At 44.9% G+C, this 16,524-nt stretch carries 21 protein-coding genes; 6 read left to right on the forward strand and 15 right to left on the reverse strand.

Translation table 11 applies throughout. The features are described 5' to 3' along the window. Positions 1-42: 42 nt before the first annotated feature. The 12 genes from rplS to PHE37_RS00795 all read right to left on the reverse strand — a co-directional run bounded on the left by rplS (position 43) and on the right by PHE37_RS00795 (position 8,498). Positions 43-402: a 50S ribosomal protein L19 gene (gene rplS, locus PHE37_RS00740; RefSeq protein WP_299993975.1), complete on the reverse strand. Its 360-nt coding sequence runs from the start codon at positions 400-402 to the stop codon at positions 43-45. Next, positions 392-1,087 (reverse strand): tRNA (guanosine(37)-N1)-methyltransferase TrmD, encoded by a 696-nt coding sequence (trmD, locus tag PHE37_RS00745; protein WP_299993973.1) that lies wholly within the window; start codon positions 1,085-1,087, stop codon positions 392-394. The genes rplS and trmD overlap by 11 nt, the downstream gene beginning before the upstream one ends. Then, positions 1,087-1,641: a ribosome maturation factor RimM gene (gene rimM, locus PHE37_RS00750; RefSeq protein WP_299993971.1), complete on the reverse strand. Its 555-nt coding sequence runs from the start codon at positions 1,639-1,641 to the stop codon at positions 1,087-1,089. Before rimM ends, trmD begins: the two co-directional genes overlap by 1 nt. Next, positions 1,622-1,861 (reverse strand): KH domain-containing protein, encoded by a 240-nt coding sequence (locus PHE37_RS00755; protein WP_299931038.1) that lies wholly within the window; start codon positions 1,859-1,861, stop codon positions 1,622-1,624. Before PHE37_RS00755 ends, rimM begins: the two co-directional genes overlap by 20 nt. Before the next feature lie 2 nt (positions 1,862-1,863). Continuing rightward, positions 1,864-2,094, reverse strand: a complete 231-nt coding sequence (gene rpsP / locus PHE37_RS00760; RefSeq protein WP_013459360.1) for a 30S ribosomal protein S16 — start codon at positions 2,092-2,094, stop codon at positions 1,864-1,866. 146 nt (positions 2,095-2,240) lie between these two features. Continuing rightward, positions 2,241-3,587, reverse strand: coding sequence for a signal recognition particle protein (ffh, locus tag PHE37_RS00765; RefSeq protein WP_299993969.1), 1,347 nt, complete (start codon positions 3,585-3,587; stop codon positions 2,241-2,243). 211 nt (positions 3,588-3,798) lie between these two features. Next, positions 3,799-4,536 carry an RluA family pseudouridine synthase gene (locus PHE37_RS00770; protein WP_299993968.1) on the reverse strand — a complete coding sequence of 246 codons (738 nt, stop codon included), beginning with the start codon at positions 4,534-4,536 and terminating at the stop codon, positions 3,799-3,801. Between the two features lies 1 nt (position 4,537). Next, positions 4,538-5,701: a lipid IV(A) 3-deoxy-D-manno-octulosonic acid transferase gene (gene waaA / locus PHE37_RS00775; RefSeq protein ID WP_299993966.1), complete on the reverse strand. Its 1,164-nt coding sequence runs from the start codon at positions 5,699-5,701 to the stop codon at positions 4,538-4,540. After that, positions 5,694-6,419, reverse strand: coding sequence for a zinc ribbon domain-containing protein (locus PHE37_RS00780; protein ID WP_299993964.1), 726 nt, complete (start codon positions 6,417-6,419; stop codon positions 5,694-5,696). Before PHE37_RS00780 ends, waaA begins: the two co-directional genes overlap by 8 nt. A gap of 38 nt (positions 6,420-6,457) precedes the next feature. After that, entirely contained in the window at positions 6,458-7,180 is a 723-nt protein-coding gene (locus tag PHE37_RS00785; RefSeq protein WP_299993962.1) for a Nif3-like dinuclear metal center hexameric protein, read from the reverse strand. Next, positions 7,177-7,917 (reverse strand): NYN domain-containing protein, encoded by a 741-nt coding sequence (locus PHE37_RS00790; RefSeq protein WP_299993960.1) that lies wholly within the window; start codon positions 7,915-7,917, stop codon positions 7,177-7,179. The genes PHE37_RS00785 and PHE37_RS00790 overlap by 4 nt, the downstream gene beginning before the upstream one ends. Continuing rightward, positions 7,914-8,498, reverse strand: a complete 585-nt coding sequence (locus PHE37_RS00795; RefSeq protein ID WP_299993958.1) for a tetratricopeptide repeat protein — start codon at positions 8,496-8,498, stop codon at positions 7,914-7,916. The genes PHE37_RS00790 and PHE37_RS00795 overlap by 4 nt, the downstream gene beginning before the upstream one ends. A gap of 69 nt (positions 8,499-8,567) precedes the next feature. On the opposite strand from PHE37_RS00795, the gene PHE37_RS00800 reads away from it, so the two are divergent. Genes PHE37_RS00800 through PHE37_RS00825 form a run of 6 tightly spaced genes read left to right on the forward strand, consistent with a single transcriptional unit; the run spans position 8,568 to position 13,513 of the window. After that, positions 8,568-10,667: an RNA degradosome polyphosphate kinase gene (locus PHE37_RS00800; protein WP_299993956.1), complete on the forward strand. Its 2,100-nt coding sequence runs from the start codon at positions 8,568-8,570 to the stop codon at positions 10,665-10,667. A 12-nt stretch (positions 10,668-10,679) separates the two neighbouring features. Then, positions 10,680-11,216, forward strand: a complete 537-nt coding sequence (locus PHE37_RS00805; protein WP_299993954.1) for a gamma carbonic anhydrase family protein — start codon at positions 10,680-10,682, stop codon at positions 11,214-11,216. After that, on the forward strand, positions 11,209-11,826 hold the full coding sequence (locus PHE37_RS00810) for a trimeric intracellular cation channel family protein (RefSeq protein WP_299993953.1): 618 nt from the start codon (positions 11,209-11,211) through the stop codon (positions 11,824-11,826). Before PHE37_RS00805 ends, PHE37_RS00810 begins: the two co-directional genes overlap by 8 nt. A gap of 2 nt (positions 11,827-11,828) precedes the next feature. After that, a complete protein-coding gene (gene mtgA, locus PHE37_RS00815) occupies positions 11,829-12,698 on the forward strand; it encodes a monofunctional biosynthetic peptidoglycan transglycosylase (RefSeq protein ID WP_299993952.1) in 870 nt (289 codons plus the stop codon). Between the two features lie 50 nt (positions 12,699-12,748). Next, complete coding sequence (locus PHE37_RS00820; RefSeq protein WP_299993951.1) at positions 12,749-13,312, forward strand: carbonic anhydrase; 564 nt, start codon at positions 12,749-12,751, stop codon at positions 13,310-13,312. Beyond that, complete coding sequence (locus tag PHE37_RS00825; protein ID WP_299993950.1) at positions 13,313-13,513, forward strand: hypothetical protein; 201 nt, start codon at positions 13,313-13,315, stop codon at positions 13,511-13,513. Here the strand turns inward: PHE37_RS00825 and PHE37_RS00830 are convergent. From PHE37_RS00830 to PHE37_RS00840, 3 genes are read right to left on the reverse strand one after another with little or no spacing between them, the layout of a single operon-like run. Continuing rightward, on the reverse strand, positions 13,494-14,732 hold the full coding sequence (locus PHE37_RS00830) for an MFS transporter (RefSeq protein ID WP_299993949.1): 1,239 nt from the start codon (positions 14,730-14,732) through the stop codon (positions 13,494-13,496). The two genes, PHE37_RS00825 and PHE37_RS00830, sit on opposite strands and share 20 nt — an antisense overlap. Next, positions 14,720-15,739 carry a tRNA 2-thiouridine(34) synthase MnmA gene (gene mnmA, locus PHE37_RS00835; RefSeq protein WP_299993948.1) on the reverse strand — a complete coding sequence of 340 codons (1,020 nt, stop codon included), beginning with the start codon at positions 15,737-15,739 and terminating at the stop codon, positions 14,720-14,722. The genes PHE37_RS00830 and mnmA overlap by 13 nt, the downstream gene beginning before the upstream one ends. Next, the gene (locus PHE37_RS00840) at positions 15,739-16,524 is read right to left on the reverse strand and encodes a TIGR00730 family Rossman fold protein (RefSeq protein ID WP_299993947.1); all 786 of its coding nucleotides are present in this window, start codon (positions 16,522-16,524) and stop codon (positions 15,739-15,741) included. The genes mnmA and PHE37_RS00840 overlap by 1 nt, the downstream gene beginning before the upstream one ends.

The raw sequence follows: 16,524 nt of genomic DNA on the forward strand, positions 1-16,524 counted from the left end.
AGTAGAAAAAGTGGTTGCCGCTCAAAAGAGCGACAAGAGGGATTATTTGCGGCGAATTTCTTTAATACGTGCTGCTTTACCGGCAAGGTCACGAAGATAGAACAATTTCGCACGACGTACACGACCACGGCGAAGTACTTCGATTTTTTCAAGGCTGTCGCTGTAGATAGGGAATACACGTTCGATACCAACACCGTTAGCACCGATTTTACGTACAGTAATAGTTTTACCAGTACCTTCTCCACGAATAGAGATACAGATACCTTCATAATTTTGAACGCGTGATTTGTCACCTTCTTTAATGGTTACTGCCAAACGAAGAGTGTCACCCGCGCGGAACTCAGGAACGTTTTTGCTAGCGATTTGTGCTTGCTCGAAACTTGCAATGTACTTATTTTTCATAAGATGTCCTTATTTTATGCTTTTGAAGCTGCTCCGGTCTGAAGTATTTTGTTTTGCATTCAGACAGAGACGATTTTAGTGCACGAATTTTACTGTGATTTCCCTTTAAGTATTCTGATGGAACACTCATATTCTCATAAACAGGGGGTTTTCCGAATGAAGGGGCTTCGAGAAGTGGCGATTCGAAACTCTCGTACTCCAAAGACTCACTGTTTCCCAAAACACCTTCGATATTTCGGACGATCGCATCGGTCATGACCAAAGAGGGGAGTTCTCCTCCGGTCAGGACATAGTCGCCTATACTGAACACTTCGTCCCCAAAGCGTTCAACAACCCGTTCATCGATCCCCTCATACCGTCCACTGACGAAAACCACATGGGACTTTCTGGCGAGACGTTTGGCATCATTTTGGGTAAATTGTTTTCCTACCGGAGCGACAAAAATGATATGGGCCTCTTCATCCAATGTTTGAAGTGCATCAAACAAAGGTTGGGGAGTCATTACCATACCGGCCCCGCCGCCTGCAGCCGTATCATCGACTTTATGATGACGTGAAGCGCTAAAATCTCTGGGATTGAGATACGAAACCGAAAATTTCCCCGATTCAATTCCCCGCTTAAGGATAGAATCCTGAAAATATCCCTCGATGAGATTGGAAAAAATAGTGACATACGTAAAATGCATTACGACGCCTCTAACAGATCCAATCCGCCCTCTACGGTAATCACCTTGGCCGCTGCGTCCGCATTTAAGACAAAGCGATCGATGTAAGGGATTAAAAACGTATTTGGAAGTCCTTTGCTAACAAACGACGGATCGGTTGCCACCAAAAGATAATCCAATGGACCGATACGCTCAATCTCTTGTACTTTGCCCAGAACACTCTCATCCTCAACAACCCTACAACCGAGAAGATCAAACCAAAAAAATTCACCTTCTTTAAGGTTACAACGCTCGCGAGTTGCTTCGAAAGTAGTAAAAAGTTTTGCATTGGTGAGAGCTTTAGCCGCTTCCGGGGTATCAATCCCTTTTAAATGAACCAGTTCACGATCAGGATTATAGGAAGTGAGAGTCACTTCTTTACCGTTTTCCAAAAGAAAGGTGGTATTAGCACTAAATTGTTCTGGAAAATCGGTAGAGAGATTAAGCCTCATATCACCCTTTAAACCGACAACTCGGCCTAAAGTAGCGACATGCAAGAGATCTTGCGGAGGTGAATTACGAAAGCGGTTCGACATTGATACGGTAACTTTTTCCGTCTTTGGCTTTGCATCCGGAAATGACGGTTTTAATCGCACCGATCATTTTGCCCTCTTTCCCGATAAGCTTGCCCACATCCGCCTGATTGGCGTACAAAACGATTTCGGTCACTTCGTCGCCATCATGCGACTCTACCCGAATCTCTTCGGGATAAGACGCTATTAACTTAGCAAAACCTGCGACGAAGTCCGCGACCATCATTATTTACCGGTAATTTTTTTAACGCGGTCTGACATTTGAGCACCAACGCTCAACCAGTAGTTTAGACGCTCTTCATCTACTTTGGTAGTGATAGGGTCTGTCATCGGATTGTAGTATCCGATCAATTCGATCCAACCGCCGTCGCGGCGTTTGCGACTATCGGTTACCGCGATACGGTAGAAAGGTTGTTTTTTACGACCCATACGGGTTAAACGGATGACTGTTGCCATGTGTGTGTCCTTTTAATATTTTTATGCACCAAGAAGCTTAGAAGAGTGTTTTACCCACAAAAGTAAAAGAAAAACGTCTAAGCTGCTTCAAATGCTAAGCTGTAAACTCCGATGAGTCTATAGCTTAGCATTTGTACAGAGCAAGATTAACGCGGGATACGCGTACCTTGCATTTGACCCATCATGCTTTGAAGGTCTTTCATCCCCGATTTACCGGAGAACCGTTTTGCCATTTTCGAAGCATTTTTAAATTGCTTTAGAATTTGGTTGACCTGAATGATATCGAGTCCGCACCCTTTTGCCAAACGGGCTTTTCGGCTGTTATTGAGAAGTTCCGGATCTTCGCGTTCTTTCATCGTCATCGAGGAGACCAACGCTTTGATCCGTTTGAGTTCACCCGAGTTTTCCAAATCAAAATCTTTCAAAGCAGAAGCCATGCCGCCCATTCCGGGGATCATTCCCATTATGGATTTCATGCTCCCCATTTTTTTGAGGCTCTCCATTTGTTCTAAAAAGTCATTAAAGTTAAACTCACCTTTTTTGATCTTTTTAGTAAGAGCCTTTGCTTTTTTCTCATCGATTACGGATGCCGTTCTCTCTGCCAATCCCTCGATATCACCCAACCCCATAAGACGGTTCACAATACGATCAGGAAGGAAGATTTCAAGATCTTCCATTTTTTCCCCTGCCCCGATAAAGCGAAGAGGTACTTGGATTTGAGAAGCGATCCCGAGAGCTACGCCCCCTTTGGAATCACCGTCGTATTTGGTAAGGATAACTCCGTCAATCCCGATTTTTTCGTTAAAGGTACCTGCCGTACGGACAGCATCTTGACCTGATAGAGAATCGGCAACATAGAAAATCTCATGCGGGTTGGCTACCGCTTTGACTTCCGCCAATTCTCCCATGAGCTCATCATCAATCGCCAAACGTCCGGCAGTATCGATCAATACCACATCGACCAAAACTTTTTTAGCATGTTCGAGTGCTGCTTTGACAACTTCAACCGGGTTTTTAGTTGCATCATCGGCGTAGAGTTCAACGTCGATTCCCGCACACACCTGGCGAAGCTGCTCAACCGCTGCAAGACGCTGTAAGTCTGCCGCAACGACCAAAACCCGTTTTTTCTGACGTGTTTTAAGCCAGTTTGCCAGTTTTCCGGTCGTCGTCGTTTTACCCGAACCTTGCAATCCCGTCATCAAAATAACAGTCGGAGATACCGGAGCATAAACAAAACCCGATTTCCCTTTTACATCCAAAAGAGCATATAAAGATTTACGAAGCGCATCCAGGAATTGATCTTTTCCGATACCGCTTTGTTTGGTTTGAATCTCGACCGAATCAATAAGTTCTTTTACGACTTTGTGATTTACATCAGCTTTCAAGAGGGCTTTTTTAAGCTCGCCTAATGCCTTGGTTAACGCCTTTTCGTCGTCGTGAAAACGGATTTTGCGTATTGCGGATGTAAACGATTCGGTTAGCGTATCAAACACTAAAAACTCCTAAATAATAACTGTACAGGGGGTAAAAATTTCCGAATTATACTTAATTTTTTCTTCAATTACACTTTATTACTCTCTTCTACTTTTCTGATTAGCCAGAAAAGTACCAAAAGAACATACCGTGATCCAAGAACGCTCGTTCCTCTCTGCACTACTGCCTTCGGAACGGCTCTAGGAAATGGATCACGGAGATTTTATGAAACTAACTTCCGAAATGGCTAAAGACCTTCGGTTCTGGAGCTTCAAACGTTCGTCCTAATAACGTCACTTTTTTCGCATGAAGCATGACCCGTTTCGACTGTCGTCCGCCGTAACTCTCATCTCCAATAATCGGATGCTGAGCGTATTTCATATGGGCACGGATTTGATGGGTTCGTCCGTGATGGATGATTAGCTGTACTTTGGTTTTTTTCCCTGAAATTTCCAAAGGGGTTACTTCGGTAATCGCAGGCTTTCCGTTTTTAGCAACTTTGGTATAGGCTTTGTTCCCTTTTTTCTCGGTAATAAGAGGCTGATCGATCACGAACGGCTCACTCACCATCCCTTCTACCCATGCAACATACTCTTTGTAGACATTGTCTTTTTTAAACTCGCTAATCGCTTTTTGACGGAATTCTTCGTTTTTGACCAGCATCAAAACACCGCTTGTCTCACGATCGAGACGGTGAAGGAGCTGCGAACCTTTGAACTGCCGCTCAATCTCATCGGAGTTGACGAATGCCGGTTTATCGACGACGATCAAATCGTCGTTCTCAAAAATCGGACGTACCTTTTCCACTTTTTGGACGATAAATACCGTTTTTGGGCTGATCTCACCGCGTGCGATCATCACTTTGTTGTTTCCGACATAAACCAAACCGCGATCGATCAGTGATTTGGCCTCAGAGTTGGATATTCCTTCTTGCTCCGCTAAGAGCTTATACGCTTTTGGTTTTTCCATTTTATTTCTCCGTTAAATAATCTAATACTCTTTGCAAATCAACCGTTCCGTTGACCTGCGATGGGGGTATTTCCTGGGCATCCATTAGAGCCTCGGTAATACGATCTAATCCCACAAATTGGACATGCGAGACGTATTTGAACAACTCACGCTGTAAAAATATCTGCTCTCCCGTGATAATTTTGCACCCGAAATGAGCCGGTTCCAGCGGATTATGCCCGCCGATAGGTGCAAATGCACCGCCCAATATCGCTATATCGCTGATCGCGTAGAGGTTGTTCAGTTCCCCCATCGCATCAATGAGGATAATATCACTATCCATCGATTGCGACTCGCTCCAACGTGAGAGGCTCAATGCCGGAGCACTCCGTTCAATCAATTCGCCCACTTTGGCAAATCGTTCCGGATGGCGAGGAACGACAAGGAGTTTAGCTGAGGGGTTATATTTACGATACTCAATAAACCCTTGAATTATCCCCTCTTCTTCTCCCTCATGCGTACTTGCCGCTACGATCAACAATCCCTCGGGTTTTGGATAAGTTTTACTTGCAGCAATCTTCTGAGCTAATTTGATATTCCCGACCACTTCGACATTTGTCGCTCCCAACGCAATGAAGCGAGCCATGTCTTCTGTACTTTGACAGAAGATATGATCGCATTGTCTGAGAAGGATCCGATAAAACCATCGCATCCGATAGTATTTCGGAAAGCTTCGATCGCTGATTCGGGCATTAAGAGCAATCACCCTGCCGCCCCGAATACGCGCGAGACGGAAAAGAAGATACCAAAATTCCGCTTCCAATATCACTACCGTTTTTGGACGCTCAATCCAAAACCACAGCCATAGTTCATACGGCAAATAGCGTACTTGAGCCGCATACTTTGATGCTGCTTCATACCCGGTATGGGTGATGACGCTGATAGCGATTTTTTTATCTCCCAGTTTCTCCAAAATCGGTGCGATTGCTTTCGCTTCTCCGAGTGAGCAGACATGAAACCAAAGATCATGGTCGCGAAAAGGGGGATTCTTAATCCCGAAAAATCGTGCGGGAATCGATTCACGATATTTTTTCTTGAATGAAAAAAGGATGAGCAAGGGGAACGCAGCGGCACAGAGCAATGCCGCTGTGAAGGTATAAAAAAGGTCGAAAACTACGTTACGCACCGATAGCGTCAGAAGACGGTTCTAGGTATAAAATACGTCCGCAATGCGGACACATTGTAATCTCTTCACCTTTGATAACGTCTGAATAGACTTTATCGCTGATCGCCATGTAGCATCCCATACACGCTTGATTGCGTACTGGTACAGCCGTTGTGTTTTTTGCCCAGCGGCGAATTTTTTGGTAAAACGACAACCCTTTTTGATTCATCGTGCTTACCAATGCTTCTTTACGGCCGAAAACCTCTTTACGTGCTTCGTCGATACGCGCCAATTTTACGTCTACATCCGCTTTTACCGTTGTAAGGGTCGCTTCGATTTCGGCTGCTTTAACTTCAAGTTCGTCGATTTTGCTTTGTTTGTGAGCGATCAGTTTTTCCAAACGTTCAATCTCTTCGTTGGCAAAACTGACTTGCTCTTTTGCAATCTCTTCTTCGAGCTGAAGCGATTTCATTTCACGCTCGGTTTTCACTTCACCGCTTTTACGGCTGTTCTCTTCAAGTTTTGCAGAGAGTTCGGCCAAGTGAAGCTCGTTTTTGTGTTTTTTGAGCTGCTCGTCTTTTATCTCTTGTTTAAGGGTATCGATCTCAGCGATAATACCGTTTTTTGTAGCGCTCAACGCGTCATATTGAAGATTGGCTTCTTCGATTTGCGGTTCAAATGCATCGATATCTTTATCGACCATTGAGAGCTCGATCAATTGTTCAAGGTGTTTGTTCATGGGGTTCCTTTTGGAGTTACACAATTACCTAATTTGCGCTAAAGATAGCTGAAGGGGTTTTTTGATGGCGAAATTATAACACTCAATCCTAATTTTTCCAAATGCCCCCCTAAAACCTCGCCAAAATAGCGTTCACTTTCATAGTGTCCGATATCAATCATCGACATTCCCAATGCGGATGCTTCCATTGCATCGTGATATTTGATATCTCCGGTGAGAAAACACTCCGCTTCGATATTACGCATCAATGACGCTCCCGAACCCGTTACCAAAGCACAGGTTTTAATATGGTCATGACATTTAACCCCGCGAGTGTGAGGCAGCCCTAATGCAATTTTTATCTTTTGGGCAAAGGTATCATAGGGTTCATCAACCCCCAAATAGGCGACAAATCCCTCTTTGGCGATGATGGGGTATCCCAACACCTGTGTTGCGACGTAATCGTTGAGATGAGTTTGGTCGAAATTGGTATGCATCGCAATATTGGAGATATTTTTACGGATCATCGGGGCAACGATTTTGGCGGGGTATTGATTGAATTGAAGCTGTTTAAGGCCGCCGAAAATAATCGGATGGTGGGTAATCAAAAGGGCATTTTCCGGGATGGTTTCGATGAGATCCGCATCGATGTCGATGCTCAAAACCACCTGTGTAATCTCTTGCGTAAAATCCCCCACCAGCAACCCTGAGTTATCCCAACCCTCTTGCAATGCAAAAGGGGAAAGTTCGTCGAGATAAGTATAGATTTCCTGAACCGTCATTTTTCATAACTCCTTTTATGCCGTTTAAACCGCACATGAACTGCCTGTGAACCGGATAACGGATCGGAAAATTTAAATTCAAATTCTCCTAAACTCTCGATCAAATCAAGGAGTTTTTTAAAGCCGTAACTGCGGGGATCGAATTCGGGAGCTTTGTTGATCAGGTTTTGCCCGATTGATCCCAGATACGACCATCCAGCTTCATTCGTCGTATCTTCCACGGCATTTCGTACCAATGCGAGCAGAGCTTTGTTATCGGATTTGATTTTAGGTGCAAGCGTCTCTTTATGGTTTTGGGTACGACGGAGGTTTTCGGTAAAAATAAACTTATCGCATACGCCGATAAATGCTTTAGGGGTTTTTTGTTCTCCGAAACCGTACACTTTTATCCCCGATTCGCGGATACGGCTGGCAAGACGGGTAAAGTCACTGTCACTTGAGACAATACAAAAGCCGTCAAAGTTTTTCGTATAGAGCAGATCCATCGCATCGATAATCATCGCACTATCGGTCGCATTTTTCCCTGTGGTATAGGCAAACTGCTGCATCGGATGAAGACCGTGTTCCAAAAGGGCATTTTTCCATCCTTTGAGTTTCGTATCGGTCCAGTCACCGTAAATCCGTTTGACACTGGCAATACCGTGTGCGGCGATCTCATCCATGAGCCCCTCAATAATCGAAGGCTGTGAATTGTCCGCATCGATCAAAACGGCCAACCTTGCTTGGTCGTCAATCATTTCATTCCTCCTAACGATTGCAACGCTTCACGCGCTTGCGAAAAATCATGCTGAAGATCAAGTGCATGCGAGTACATGCTTCGCGCTGCATCGATATCATTCATATCAACCAACAGATTACCGTAATTATAATAGGTCTGAGCATACGTATCATCTATCTCCAAAGCTTTAAGGTAATGGTCTTGGGCCCGTTCATACGCATGTTCGGCACGGTAGAGGGAAGCGATCGCGTTATGGGTCAAATCATCATTCTCATCAAGTTCCAAGGAGCGTTCATAGAGTTCGATCGCAGAGAGTCGATCTCCGGATTTGGCGATGACGAATGCAAGTTTGTTTAAAATCTCAGGGTTTTCAGGATCGGCATGCAGTGCCTCTTCCAGATGCATTTTTGCTCCTGCTAAATTTCCCGCTTCGTACGCTTTATCGGCTTCAAGGACAGATGCAGGTTCGGATACAACGGGTTCAGGATTTTTTGTTTCGGGATTATGAGGAGGGGAATCGTCTAAATTTTGAACGTGACGAAAGATTTGATACGCGAAAAAAAGTGTCATAGCAAACATCAAAATTTGGAATGTACTCATTAAGTTCCCCTTTTGTAACCCTAAGTATAATATAATCACGTTAACTTAAAACCAAAACCGGTAGAAACTATGCCCACTAATTTAAAAAATCCAATTCTTTATATCAATCGAGAACTCTCATGGCTCCAATTTAATACACGTGTTTTAAAACAAGCGCTGAACGAATCTCTTCCCCTCTTGGAACGGCTCAAATTCCTCGCTATTTACGGAACCAATCTCGACGAGTTCTACATGATTCGGGTTGCCGGATTAAAAAAACTTTTCAGTGCCGGAGTCAATGTATCGGGAGGAGATCGCTTTACCCCGTTGCATCAATTACGTGAGATCCGCACCTACCTGCATGATGAACAAAAAGTGGTTGAACACTGTTTGCTGGACATCATGCATCATCTTGAAAAAGAGGGGATGTTTTTCAAATCGTATCAAGAAACCACCCCTGAACAGCGTAAAATTTTGGATAAATATTTTCATGAAAACATCTATCCCGTAATCGTCCCTATCGCTGTCGATGCAACTCACCCCTTTCCCCATCTGAATAACCTCAGTTTTGGGCAAATCGTGAAGCTTCGAGATAAAGATGAACCGAGCATCGAACGCTACGGCATTATCCGCATACCGCGTGTATTGCCTCGTTTCGTCGATATTGATAACCGTATTTATATCCCGATCGGAAGTATCGTATCCGAGCATATCCAAGATCTTTTCCCGGGATACGAGCTCATAAAATTCTCGGCTTTCCGCATCACCCGAAATGCCGATATCGCGATTGAAGAAGAAGAAGCGGACGATTTTATGGAGATCCTCGAAGAGGGTCTCAAACTCCGTAAAAAAGGGGAAATCGTTCGTCTCGAATTAAGCAACCATGCTGACGATGATCTGCTCAATTTTTTCAACCGTCATGCAAATGTTTTCAAGGATGACATTTACCGTTTCCAAACCTATCTCAATCTCGGTGCCCTGTGGCAAGTTGTCGGAAACAAAGATTTTGCCCATCTCACCAGTCCGAGTTTCAAACCGCGCAATCTCCCTCCTCTAAATTCGGATGAGAGCTTGTATACTATTCTTGACAAACAAGATCTCGTTTTGTTCCACCCTTTTGAGAGTTTTGAGCCGGTAGTGCGTCTCATCCAGACTGCAGCAAAAGATCCCGATGTCGTCTCAATCCGTATGACGCTGTATCGTTCAGGTTCCAAATCGGTTATCGTCCAATCTCTGATCGCAGCCGCAGAATCGGGAAAACAGGTCACCGTTATGGTAGAACTGCGGGCACGTTTTGATGAAGAAAACAATCTGCAATGGGCGAAAGCACTCGAAAATGCCGGAGCACATGTCATTTACGGTATCACCGGATTTAAAGTTCATGCCAAAGCCGCCCTCATCACCCGCCGTGTCGATGGCAAACTCAAACAGTACGCTCACTTAGGTACCGGAAACTATAACCCATCAACCGCAACCGTCTACACCGATATCAGCTACATGACCAGCAATGATGCCATAACCTATGATATGACCCGATTTTTCCACTTTTTGACCGGATTCAGCAAAAAAGGGAAACTGAGCGAACTCTACATGGCACCGACACAGATCAAACCGAAACTCCTCTCGCTCATCCACAACGAAACACGTATGGGAAGCGAAGGGGTCATCATCGCCAAAATGAATGCTCTCGTCGATGAGGACATCATCCGCGCACTCTACAAAGCATCACAAGCCGGAGTTAAAATCGAGCTCATTATCCGCGGAGTCTGTTGTCTCCGTCCTGGCATCGAGGGGGTTAGCGACAACATTCGTGTCACCTCCATCATCGGGAAATATTTGGAGCATGCACGAATTTTTTATTTTAAACACTCTACGCCGCAAACCTATATATCGAGTGCCGATTGGATGCCGAGAAACCTCTTGCGTCGCATTGAATTGCTCACACCCGTGTCCGGAGAAGAATCATCGGCAAAACTCCTCCAGATTTTGCAATTACAAATTTCGGACAATGATCTTGCCTATGAGCTCCAAAATGACGGCACCTACGTAAAAGTTCCTCATGACGGCTCATCAATCATCAACTCTCATGCCATAGTTGAAACCGAAATTAATAAACTCTACAGTTCAATCAAAAAACAGACTCCAAATTACGTGCAGCAACTTACGGCACGATTATTTAAAGAGAGTTAACGAAGGATTTCGATGATCAGTAATTATCTAAACTATACCCCCGAAATGAAAGAGCGCGTTTGGATTGCACCTTCTGCCGATGTTATCGGACGTGTATCAATGGGAGAAGATGTAAGTATTTGGTTCGGATGCGTCGTTCGCGGTGATGTCCACTATATCCAAATCGGAGATCGCAGCAATATTCAAGATTTGAGTATGGTACACGTCACCCACCACAAACGTGACGATATGAGTGACGGATATCCGACAATCATCGGAAACGATGTTACTGTCGGGCACCGGGTCATGTTACACGGATGTACGATTGAAGATGCCTGCCTTATCGGAATGTCAGCGACAATCCTCGACGGTGCCGTAATCGGTAAAGAATCCATTGTCGGTGCCGGTGCGCTAGTAACTAAAAACAAAATTTTTCCTCCCCGCTCGCTTATCATGGGAAGCCCTGCAAAAGTGGTGAGAGAATTGAGTGACGAAGAAGTTGCAGAGCTGTATGCTTCGGCCAAACGTTACGTGAGTTTCAAAGAAAACTACCGCGCACCGAATGTTTGATGTCGTCCTAGCCGCCGATATTCTCGGGATTTTCGCTTTTGCCCTGAGCGGGTTTTTGGTCGGGGTTCGTAATAACCTCGATCTGCTCGGTCTGATCATCTCTGCATCGCTCACTGCACTCGGTGGCGGTGTCGTGCGGGATGTTCTTCTGGGACGGACCCCTTTTGCGTTTAACGAATACTATCCGGCACTGACTGTCATCATAACCATCCTGTTCGCCTTCGCCTTCCGCCTTTACCGTCGTGAACAGCTGGAGCGCCAATGGCTGTTTGTCGTCTCGGATACGATCGGGCTGGTGGCTTTTAGTATCACAGGCGCCCTGCTGGCCATCGAGGTTGAGTTTAATTTCTTCGGTGTCATGATACTGAGTTTCCTAACGGCAGTCGGCGGAGGGGTTTTACGCGATACGATGATCAACCAAGTCCCCTCTGTCTTGATCAGCGATTTTTATGGTTCAATCGCCATTATTGTTTCTGTCTTGCTGCTGCTTTTAGTGCAAGTAGATATGATCAATACATGGGGAGTCGCCGGAGTCGCCGGATTTGCAATCTTTTTACGGCTCCTAGCGTATTACAAACAATGGCATCTGCCTAAACTCAATATGGATTAATCATGTCTAAACTCAAACTTTTTTTTATTATCCTTCTGATCGGTGGATTTATCGATATCGGACGGTATCTCATCTATCCGAATGTTTCCGATTTACGGGATATTCACCCTATTCCTACCGCCTTTATGGAGTACAGAGAAGATCAATGGGCTTCTGAAAACCGTGACATGCACATCACCCAAAAGTGGGTACCCATCTCTCAGATTTCACCCAATATTATCAAAGCGGTTCTCATCGGAGAAGACGATAAATTTTGGAACCATGACGGCTTTGATGTGAATGGAATGGAACAGGCATTGGAGCGGAGTCTGAAAAAAGGGTCTGTGGCCGGAGGAAGTACCATAAGCCAGCAACTCGCCAAAAACCTTTACCTCTCACCGAGTAAAAATCCGATCCGTAAAATCAAAGAAGCGATCCTGACATGGCGGATTGAGAGTACCCTCTCGAAACGACAAATTCTTGAGCTCTACCTCAACGTTGCGGAATGGGGAGACGGGATTTTCGGAATCGAAGCTGCGGCCCGCCATTATTATCATAAAAGTGCCAAGAATCTAACCGGACTCGAAGCGGCTCATTTGGCGGCTGTTCTCCCTAACCCTATCCGTTACAACGCGACCGGCAATCAAAAATACGTCGTGAACCGCTCTCGTATCATCTATAAAATCATGAAACGCCGTGGTATCGTCATCCCTCAATATCAAGAGGTGATGACTCCGCCAAAAAAAGAAGAAGTAATACCGACCACAGAAGAGAGCAATCAAAGCGTCACCGATTTGTTCAGTGAATCCAATCCGTCCGAGCCCGCAACCGAGAATGCAGGCGAAGCGGACATACCCACTTCAAATGATACAAACACCTCTATGAAGTTTTAATCCCTCTTCTTTTGTGGTACACTTAAGGTTACCAAATCAGGGGGTAACCGATGAATAAGCGGACGTTTCTCAAATTTTTTGCTCTGACTTCAAGTTCGTTGGTTCTGGCCAACTCAGCCGAACCTTCAGCCTCCCATCATACGGTTCCCAACACCCAAGAACTGCAAGAGATGGCTCAAAAAATGTTTGCGGATGTAATCTCCCAAAATGATTATTATGTCAATCATTCCGGTTCGACCTTTTTTGAAAAACTCAAAAACGGACAACATCCCCGTGCCACGGTAATCGGGTGTTCAGACTCCCGTTTTCAAAGTATTTCTCTTGATGCAACACCGGAAAATGATCTCTTTATGATCCGTAATATCGGCAATCAATTCGGCTCCAATATGGGGAGTGTCGAATACGGTGTCCGTCATTTGAATACCCCGTTGCTCATTATCGTCGGCCATTCACGCTGCGGTGCGATCAAAGCGGCGTTAAGCGATTATTCTGCCGAAGGGCCGCATATTATTCAAGAGCTCGATTCACTCTCTTTGGCGATTCGCAAAACATCGATGATGGGTACGGATGAAACAAAATGGCTCGCAGGTGTTGTGAACAATGTACATCAATAAGTGTTTTATGCAGAGAAAGAATTTAAAGCAGATGTAGAAAGCGGCAAGCTGACCATCGTAGGGACGGTATACGATTTAGCCAATGATTTTAATAACGGCTACGGACGGCTGAAAATTGTCAACATCAACGGTGAAAGCAACCCCGAAAAAATGATGGAATTTCCGCTGATGAAATCCATCTTTAAACCCGTACGCCTCTAAGGACTATCCATCCGATAGCTGATGCGATCGCGATGATATAGGAGGGGGCATACGGATCCCCGCTCAGTTGAGTCACTGAAGTCATCAGGGCGGGCGTAACGCCGCCTACGATACCTGCCGCACTGCCTAAAATAACCGCCGTAAACGAGGCACGGTAACCATGGTAACGTAATGCATTTACGGTCGAAGCAAAAATTGGCGATTGAAACGAACACAATAAAATCACTAAAACGATCGTTCCTCCCAAAGCTCCCCAATAACCTCCGATACTCATCCAGAAAAAGAGGGGGTAAATACTTATCGCGAGCGTTATTGCCGTAAGCCGCATTAAACGAAGCGATCCGATTTTATCTGCGACCATCGCCATCAGAGGAATAAAAATAACCCCTACTACAATAGAGATCGTATTGATCTGCCCCGCTTCAACTTTGCTGAGTCCTGCACTCCCCTCAAGCCAAACCGGCAGATAAATAAAGACCGTATAGTACAGTACCCATATAGCGGAAGCAACACTAAGAAATTGCCAAAATTCACGACGATGATGCCGTAAAATCGCAACAATAGGAACAATTTTATCGTCGTTTGGCGTATAATTATCAGTTAGATTTTGACGCAGATAAAGTCCGGCTGCAGCAATAACAATGCTTCCTATAAACGGAATCCTCCAACCCCATTCTCCCATCGCATCAGCACCTATATACCATAGCAGTGCCCCGCAAAAACCTGATCCTATCGCCATACCGATTTTAGCCCCGACTGAGACAAAAGAGCCGTATAGATTTTGACGGTTAGGGGAGGATTGTTCTACCAGATAAACAATTGAACTGGCATATTCACCCCCGACTGAAAGTCCCTGAATCATACGCAGCAGTACCAAAAGGATCGGAGCCATCATCCCGATTTGTGCATATGTCGGTAAAAAACCGATTAAAAAGGTCGGCAGTGCCATCATAATGAGAGAACTCATCAACGCTGTACGCCGACTGACACGATCACCGATATGGCCAAAAATCAAAGCCCCGACCGGACGCATAATCATACCGGCGGCAAATGCGCCGAAAGAGCCTAATAATGATAGAAAAGGATCATGTGAAGGGAAAAACAGATTTCCCATCATCACCGCTAAAAAACCGATCAGAGCAAAATCGTAATACTCGATAACATTACCGATGATTCCAGCCGCAACAATTTTTTGCTTTGGAGTTATCAAACGATCCACCCGCCCCCGAGTAATTTTTCTCCGTCATAAAAGACACCTGCCTGCCCTGATGCAACACCCAAGACCGGTTCATGCAATTCGACTACTGCATGATCTCCGTCAATTTTAACCGAACAGCGAACCGCCGTGGTACGGTAACGAAGTTTGACATCACATTCAAACTCTTTTCTCTCATCAAACATATTGACCCGCTCCAACTCGACACGGCGACACTCCAAATCTTCGCGTGTTCCGACGACGATTTGGTTTGTCTCAGGTTTAATCTCTACGACAAAGTGGGGATCATGTGCACCATTAACGGTAAACCCTTTACGTTTACCAATCGTATAATGCATGTATCCTTTGTGTTTTCCGACAACCTTGCCTTCCATATCGAGGACGTCTCCTTCTTGATCGACAGGGACGTAAGGCTTTAGAACGTCCATATAGGTTGTTTCTACAAAACAGATCTCGCTCGATTCACCTTGGGATGCAAACGATTCGAGTCCTTCAACACTTGCGGCGAATGCTTTAATATCGCTCTTGTGACGTTCTCCCAACGGAAATAAAAGGCGCGGAACCAATGCCGGATCAATATAAAACAGGAAATAGCTTTGATCTTTCGTATCATCGTGTGCCTGAAGAAGATATTGTCCGTCATGACGGATATAATGACCTGTTGCAACGAAATCGGCACCTATCGAATCGGCGAATGCCACCATCGCACCGAATTTAATATTACGGTTGCACAATGCGCACGGGTTAGGGGTTTTCCCCTCTTTATAGGTTTCAATAAACGGGGTAAACACTTTAGCATTAAATTGCTCTTGAAGATCGAGAATATGAAGTTTGACTCCGGCAAAGTCGGCCGCTTTCTGTGCGCGCGCTTGATGGATTTCATGATAGCCGGGTTTGGAATGAAGTTTCATATAAACTCCCTCAACTTCATATCCTTGTTCTTTGAGGAGAAGTGTCGAGACGGTTGAATCTACCCCTCCGCTCATTCCGATCAATACTTTTTTACCCATTATGCATCGCTCCCGTCACAAATCGGTCTGTTTTCAAAATAACTGGAGAGGATCTTATAATATTTCGTATCATTGAGCCCCTCTTTTTCCAGTGTGGCCATTTGTGCTACCAATGATTTTTCAATCTCTCTTACGACCAAATCCAAATCATCGGTGAGGATAAAGAGCTTCAAATCTTTTTCATCGATCATCCCTTCTCCCAACAATTTATCCCGGATAAACTGAATCAAAGGGGCATAAAATTCCGTACCGATAATGAAAAGCCGTACCCCCCAAACTTTACGGGTTTGGATAAGCGTCAATGCTTCAAACATCTCATCAAGCGTTCCGAATCCACCCGGAAAAATAACGTATGCCATCGAATACTTGACTAGCATTACTTTGCGTGAAAAGAAATAATCGAAACTTCGCCCTTTCGTAATATACGGGTTTGGCTGTTGTTCAGCCGAAAGCTCAATATTAAGTCCGATCGACTCCACATTCTCGTGTTGATACGCACCGCGGTTGGCCGCTTCCATTAGTCCCGGTCCGCCTCCCGTGATAATATTGTAGCCGCGCTCTCCGAGCATGCTTGAGAGTTGCATTGCTTGCTGATAATAAGGATGTTTTTCATCCACCCGGGCACTTCCGAAAATTGTTACCGAAGGACCGAGATCTCCTAATTCATCAAATCCCTGTACAAAGTCGGCGATAATCTTAAAGACACTCCAAACGTCCGCAGATTTGATATCCTTAACATAACGGCTGCTTGGGTACTCTTTTTTTTTCCCGTTTCTACGCGCCAT

It is taken from the genome of Sulfuricurvum sp. (assembly GCF_028681615.1).
Lineage (GTDB): Bacteria > Campylobacterota > Campylobacteria > Campylobacterales > Sulfurimonadaceae > Sulfuricurvum.